7 protein-coding genes and 1 pseudogene are annotated in these 6,000 nt (G+C 34.8%); 6 read left to right on the top strand and 2 right to left on the bottom strand.

Annotation, left to right across the window (positions count from 1 at the left end; genetic code table 11):
• Positions 1–58 (bottom strand): annotated as a pseudogene (gene cspC / locus AC3EA5_RS08720) (cold shock protein CspC); the annotation flags it as partial.
• 370 nt (positions 59–428) lie between these two features.
• Here cspC and AC3EA5_RS08715 point away from each other — a divergent pair.
• The 4 genes from AC3EA5_RS08715 to AC3EA5_RS08700 all read left to right on the top strand — a co-directional run bounded on the left by AC3EA5_RS08715 (position 429) and on the right by AC3EA5_RS08700 (position 2,654).
• Positions 429–620: a hypothetical protein gene (locus AC3EA5_RS08715; RefSeq protein WP_488607964.1), complete on the top strand. Its 192-nt coding sequence runs from the start codon at positions 429–431 to the stop codon at positions 618–620.
• Between the two features lie 45 nt (positions 621–665).
• Complete coding sequence (locus AC3EA5_RS08710; RefSeq protein ID WP_488607963.1) at positions 666–1,301, top strand: GAF domain-containing protein; 636 nt, start codon at positions 666–668, stop codon at positions 1,299–1,301.
• Between the two features lie 42 nt (positions 1,302–1,343).
• Positions 1,344–1,715: a helix-turn-helix domain-containing protein gene (locus tag AC3EA5_RS08705; RefSeq protein ID WP_488607962.1), complete on the top strand. Its 372-nt coding sequence runs from the start codon at positions 1,344–1,346 to the stop codon at positions 1,713–1,715.
• A 156-nt stretch (positions 1,716–1,871) separates the two neighbouring features.
• On the top strand, positions 1,872–2,654 hold the full coding sequence (locus AC3EA5_RS08700; protein ID WP_488607961.1) for an enoyl-CoA hydratase: 783 nt from the start codon (positions 1,872–1,874) through the stop codon (positions 2,652–2,654).
• Between the two features lie 48 nt (positions 2,655–2,702).
• Here the strand turns inward: AC3EA5_RS08700 and AC3EA5_RS08695 are convergent, their stop codons facing one another.
• Positions 2,703–2,888 (bottom strand): YhzD family protein, encoded by a 186-nt coding sequence (locus AC3EA5_RS08695; protein ID WP_488607960.1) that lies wholly within the window; start codon positions 2,886–2,888, stop codon positions 2,703–2,705.
• Between the two features lie 192 nt (positions 2,889–3,080).
• Between AC3EA5_RS08695 and AC3EA5_RS08690 the strand changes: the two genes are divergently transcribed.
• Together AC3EA5_RS08690 and AC3EA5_RS08685 are read left to right on the top strand one after the other, a co-directional pair.
• Positions 3,081–3,980 (top strand): ABC transporter ATP-binding protein, encoded by a 900-nt coding sequence (locus AC3EA5_RS08690; protein WP_488607959.1) that lies wholly within the window; start codon positions 3,081–3,083, stop codon positions 3,978–3,980.
• A complete protein-coding gene (locus AC3EA5_RS08685) occupies positions 3,973–5,241 on the top strand; it encodes an ABC transporter permease (protein WP_488607958.1) in 1,269 nt (422 codons plus the stop codon). The genes AC3EA5_RS08690 and AC3EA5_RS08685 overlap by 8 nt, the downstream gene beginning before the upstream one ends.
• Positions 5,242–6,000 lie beyond the last annotated feature (759 nt).

The raw sequence follows: 6,000 nt of genomic DNA, 5'->3' as shown, positions 1-6,000 counted from the left end.
GCTCGATAAAACCAAAACCTTTTTCTGCATTAAACCATTTTACTGTACCTTGTTCCATTTTTGTTGCCTCCTAGTGTGAAATTCACACAATGTAATACTATCCCTGCCCAAAGTGATCATTAAGACGATAAGTTTGAAACGTATACAAATCTTTTACACCGACAAAAATAATTCTTCTTAAGAATAACATGGATTTTTCAAATAAGCAAATGAAAAGATTAAGTAAAGAAAAATTTTTTTCTACTTTCAAAGATTTACTTTGTACTACCTACTCATTATAGTGAGACAACAATCATTGGTAATTGTATTCTTACTTCATTTTACGAAAAAATGCTCCTTTTTAATATGTTTAAAAAATTTTGTTAGGTGATATACTAAACTAGTAGTTCTCAAAAAGAGAACGATTTATTTAATATAGGAGTTTTATTATGTACTGTCTTGCTAAAGCGCAATTTAATTATTATGTTTACGGAAAATCGACTAAAGTAAAAACATTTTTAGAAGGAAATTATAATGTTGAATGGAATTTGCAATTCTTTCCATCCGAAAGTTCTCTATTAAAAGATGTGAAAACAATCAATGATGGACCCGATACGAAATTCGTCAATCTATTGGATTGATAAAGTTGAGACTCCAAAAATTATTATTAAGGGATATGTTGATACATGGAAAATTTAATGTATTCACTTCAAGCGTATAGCTTGAAAAAGAATGTTGAGCGTATCATATCCTCATTAAATGTGAAATTACATAATGATAAAGATTTATCTAATGTCTTTTTAGATTTATTTAATAAAGGATTAATATCTCAATCAGAATATTTATTTTATCAAATAAAATTTACAATCCAACATACGACTGCATCCATTGAAAAAGCTTTTCTTGGTGGGCATTGTGGAATATATGTATATGATGATGTGGAACAATGTGTTTGGAATGTTTTCTCTAACTCTATGTCAAATGAGTTTAATGTTTGGACCAATGGTCTATCTGTAGAAGAAAATTCGGTTTGTTTCATTCATAATAAGTATTTATATATCCAAGATATTTCTTTAGATACACTCGATTTACCAAAAAAATATAGAGAGATATTACTAAAATTTGGTTATCGCTCGCTTTTAATACATCCTTTGATGCATAATAATCAAGTGCAGGGATATAGTGTTTTGTTATTTAAAGAGCTAAGAATATTAAATGATAAAGAACTTCCTTATTTCATTACACAATCTAATTTCCTTGTGGAAAAATTGTATTCATATAGAAGTCATCTTATGAACGTGATTAGAAATGACGAAACTTAATTGACTTGAATCACATGAATTTATTCCTTGGAGGCGATAATTTTGATTGGATATGGGGAACGTCTTAAAAAGCTGCGCCTTGAATCTAAGCAAACAATGGACACTGTTTCTAAAGCCGCAGGAATTGCAAAATCTACCTATGCCGGCTATGAATCGGAATTTAGACACCCATCATTAGATAAGCTTGCGTTCTTTGCTGATTATTTTAATGTAACGACTGATTACTTATTAGGACTTAAATCAGAACAAAATAAGATTGAAACAAAATTTGCACTTGATCATTATAAAGACTCGAAAGATTTTCATTGGGATGGAATACCATTGAATGAAAAGGAGTTAAAAGAAGTTAGTGATTTTTTAAGAGGAGTAGTTGAAAAGAAACAACGACAAGATGTTAAAGAATATAGAATGTAGGGATTTCCCTACTGATGAGAGTACATGTCATAAGTAGAGGACATGTACTTTTTTATTTGAATTTATTCTGAATAAAAGAATTAAAGGTTTTTCAAATGTAGTATCGAATAGTACTATATAATGAATGACTATTCACTTAAGGAGAGGTGTGCAGCTATGAACTACGAAACGGTTGTCTTAGAAAAAAATGGTCGACAAGCTACATTAACGTTAAACCGCCCACAAAACATGAATGCTATGAACGGAATGATGATGAAGGAAATCGCAGATGCGCTTGAAAGTATGCAGGGAGATACAGATTTACAAGTGTTAGTGATTAAAGGGGAAGGAAAAGCCTTCTCTGCTGGTGGAGATATTAAAGCGATGTTAGACCCTAACTCACCTCTTGATATTGAAACAGTTATGGTGGATGTTTCTCGATTAGCTAAGGCTCTTTACACGCTTCCAATTATCACGATTGCATCAGTGCACGGAGCAGCTGCGGGTCTTGGATTAAGTCTAGTGCTCGGTTGTGACGTTGTGATAGCTGAAGAGAATAGTAAACTTGCAATGAATTTTATCGGCATCGGACTTGTGCCTGATGGGGCGGGGCATTTCTTTTTGAAAGAACGAGTTGGAATTCCAAAGGCAAAACAATTAATTTGGTCTGGAAAAGTTTTGAACGGTCATGAAGCTTTATCACTCGGATTAATTGACGAAGTAACGGCAGAAGGAAGAGCTTACGAACAGGCAGAAGTAACAGCCAATAAACTATTAGCTTCTCCATTAAAAGCAATGATTGCGTCAAAACAGATTTTGCATACACAACATGTTCATGAGCTTGAGAGAATCCTAGCGCTTGAAAGTACTTCACAAGCAGCAATGAGAAAATCTAAAGATCATCTTGAAGGTATTCAAGCGTTTGTTGAAAAGCGTAAACCACATTTTCAAGGAGAATAATAAAAAAGTCTGCATCGAGTGAAAAACCCACTCATGCAGACTTTTTGCTTATACGTGAAATAAAATCAGCTTTCCAGAAGTATTAACTAAACGATGAGTTGCTTCAGTTAACTGTTTTTCGTCAATTTTATCTTGACCTTTTGCTTTTGCTTCTTCGTCTGAAGCAAATTCCCAAGTTTCTTCTACGATTAATTTTCCTGTTGGTTCATACGCGGTAAATTTATAAGGTTTCATATATATCCAACCTTTCTGAAATGAATCTAGGTTCATTATACAAGTTTTTCAATTAAAAAAAAACACTGTTATCTCCAAACTCTACGATGAGTAAAATATGCTATGAAAATTCTCATTATTATCGAATTAATGAATCTTTATATCTAGATATACGTACTATTATTATCTTGAAATATTCGAAGGGGTGTTCCGATGACGTTACAAATTGAACAAGTCACTAAAAAATTTGGTGATTTCACAGCAGTACAAGATCTTTCCATGACAGTTAAGCAAGGAAGTATGTATGGATTTCTTGGTGCCAATGGAGCTGGAAAAACGACAACGTTCCGAATGATTTTAGGTTTACTGGATGCAACAGAAGGTTCGATTTCGTGGAATGGAAAACCGATCACTTACTCGAATAGTACTCATATTGGTTACTTACCTGAAGAGCGAGGTCTGTATCCGAAAATGAAAGTCGAAGACCAACTCATGTATTTAGGTCAACTACGAGGAATGAAGAAAAATGATGCAAAACAAGCAGCGAATCAGTGGTTAGAGAGATTTGACGTGCCACATTATGCAACTAAAAAAGTAGAAGAGTTATCCAAAGGGAATCAACAAAAAATACAAGTCATTGCGTCCCTTATACATAAGCCTTCACTCATAATTTTAGATGAGCCATTTAGTGGATTAGATCCAGTCAATGTAGAAATGCTTAAAAAAGCAATCATCGATGTCCAACAAGAGGGAGCAACGATTGTCTTTTCAAGTCATCGTATGGACCACGTGGAAGAACTTTGTGAACAGCTTTGCATTATGGATCATGGAAAAGCAATCGTTAGTGGATCACTTCGTGATATTAAACGTGGATTTGGTCGACAGAATGTACGCTTAAAAGCAGATTTTGACTTGAGTTTCTTAAATGCCGTTCCAGGAGTTACTTCATATAAGCCTTCGAAAGAAGGTGGGTTATTCCAAATTGGGGAGGAAAAAATAGCTCATGAGTTATTAAAAATGGCTTTAACTAAAGGTGATATTAGGCACTTCGCTATAGAAGAACCTTCTTTACAAGATATCTTTATTGAAAAGGTGGGTAAAGATCATGCGTGATTTTTGGATAATTTTTAAACAATCTTTTTGGACAAAAGCTAAAACGAAATCATTTGTCATCACTACATTAATCGTCATTGCAGGGATATTCTTAATGTCTAATATTTCTTCTATTATTTCTAAAATAGAGGAAGCTGGGATTTTTGGTGATGATGTAAATAAAAATGAAGTGTTGGTAATAGATGAAGGAAATCAATTACTTGAGCCTTTACAAAATCAATTGAGTTCGACAGAAAGTGAAATTATTTTAGTCTCTTCATCTGATTCGGTTAAGGAATTAGAACAAAAAATTAGGGATGAAGAGATTTCGAGTTTTTTAGTGTTATCGCTAGATGAGTCAAATACGATTCAAGCTACTTACACATCAGAAAATGCTAATGCGATTGAACAACCTATGAATATTCAAGAAGCATTACAAAGTGTTCAAACAAATATTAAAGCAGAATCTCTCGAATTAACTGGAGAAGAAGTTGGCCAGTTATTTACGCCAATCCAATTCCAACAAGATGCTGTCGTGGATTCGTCGAAATCTGAAGAGGAGTTAAGTCAAGCACGAGGTTTAGTGTATGTATTAATATTTGTCATCTATTTCGCTGTATTCTACTATTCCAATATGATCGCCATGGAAGTAGCTACAGAAAAATCTTCTCGAGTAATGGAAATCATTATTTCGAGTGTATCGCCTGTAAAGCATATGTTTGCAAAAATTGCGGGAGTAGGGACTCTAGGTTTATTGCAAATCGCTTTGTTCGGTTTAGTTGGGTTTGCCGCATTAAAAACAAGTTCATCTGATTTAACATCAGGCGTATTTACTTTCTTTGGATTTTCAAATGTTCGAATAAGTACCATGATTTTTGCAGTCGTCTTTTTCTTGTTAGGCTATTTCCTTTATGCCACATTAGCTGCATTATTAGGATCGCTGGTAAGTCGTACAGAAGACGTTCAACAATTATTACTACCAATGACATTCTTAATTATTATCGCATCTTTTATTGCGTTCTCAGGAATAGGAAACCCAGAAGCTGGCTATGTTCAAGTTGCCTCGTACATCCCATTTTTCACTCCGTTAGTTATGTTTTTACGAGTGGGGATGCTGGACTTACCAATATGGGAACCAATACTAGGGATTGCGATTATGTTGGTTAGTATTTTTATTCTCGGTTGGTTTGGTTCACGTGTCTATCGTGGCGGTGTTTTAATGTATGGTGCTTCACAATCATTAAAAGATATTAAGAAAGCTATTCAACTTGGAAAGAGTTAAACCTCTAACTACCATGGACTTAGTTCATGGTAGTTTCAGACTTTAGACAAATAAATTGATTTCCATTGCGACGGTCGCTTTCCGGAGGGCAAGGTTTTAGCCGCTTCCTTCGCGAGCTCAGTCCAGGGTCTAAAACTCTTGCACCTGCCGCTTCACTTTCGGTGCACAAAAAATCTGCTGATCCTCTCGGAGTCGCCGTCTCCATTCCAATCAATAGACGCATGACTCTGCAAACTGGTATCCAGGAAAGTGGTCGGCTATTTCGTCCGAGGAAAGTGGAAAAAATAGCCGACCACCTTCATACTCAATTAAGTGCGATAAAAAATTCTTTGTATACTGTCTGAAAAGGCTGGGACATAAGTGAAAATGAGACAAAAATCTATATAAAGAAATTGATACTTTATGAATTGATTGAAGTGGAGTGGCGACTCCTTAGGGAACAGCACGAGGGAGAGAAAACAGTTGAACAAAGACTAAGAACGCCAAGACCTGTGGCACGTCTTTGAAACCAACATCCTGTTGGCCTCGTGCCCCAGGAAAGCATCCCCGCAACGGAAATCAAATTAGCATAAGAAAAAAACATCAAAATTTCTCAGTGAGAAATTTTGATGTTTTTTTGTTTTGTCCCAGCCTCTTTTTAATTTAATTTGCTTAGCTTTCAAAAATTAAAGACCCGTTGCAAACATTGCTAGTTTCGAGGTTCGATACATAAAAACGAAAATCACTGAGTCAAGTAGCCATTTGCCATTTCAAATGGTA

This window comes from Paenisporosarcina sp. (assembly GCF_057785155.1).
The sequence above is the reverse complement of the archived record's forward strand: the minus strand, read 5'-3'. Positions and strand labels throughout refer to the sequence as shown.

Excerpts from the sequence above, each read along its gene's own strand:
- AC3EA5_RS08715 (WP_488607964.1), top strand. The coding sequence starts at position 429 with ATGTACTGTCTTGCTAAAGCGCAATTTAATTATTATGTTTACGGAAAA.
- AC3EA5_RS08710 (WP_488607963.1), top strand. The coding sequence starts at position 666 with ATGGAAAATTTAATGTATTCACTTCAAGCGTATAGCTTGAAAAAGAAT.
- AC3EA5_RS08700 (WP_488607961.1), top strand. The coding sequence starts at position 1,872 with ATGAACTACGAAACGGTTGTCTTAGAAAAAAATGGTCGACAAGCTACA.
- AC3EA5_RS08695 (WP_488607960.1), bottom strand. The coding sequence starts at position 2,888 with ATGAAACCTTATAAATTTACCGCGTATGAACCAACAGGAAAATTAATC.
- AC3EA5_RS08690 (WP_488607959.1), top strand. The coding sequence starts at position 3,081 with ATGACGTTACAAATTGAACAAGTCACTAAAAAATTTGGTGATTTCACA.
- AC3EA5_RS08685 (WP_488607958.1), top strand. The coding sequence starts at position 3,973 with ATGCGTGATTTTTGGATAATTTTTAAACAATCTTTTTGGACAAAAGCT.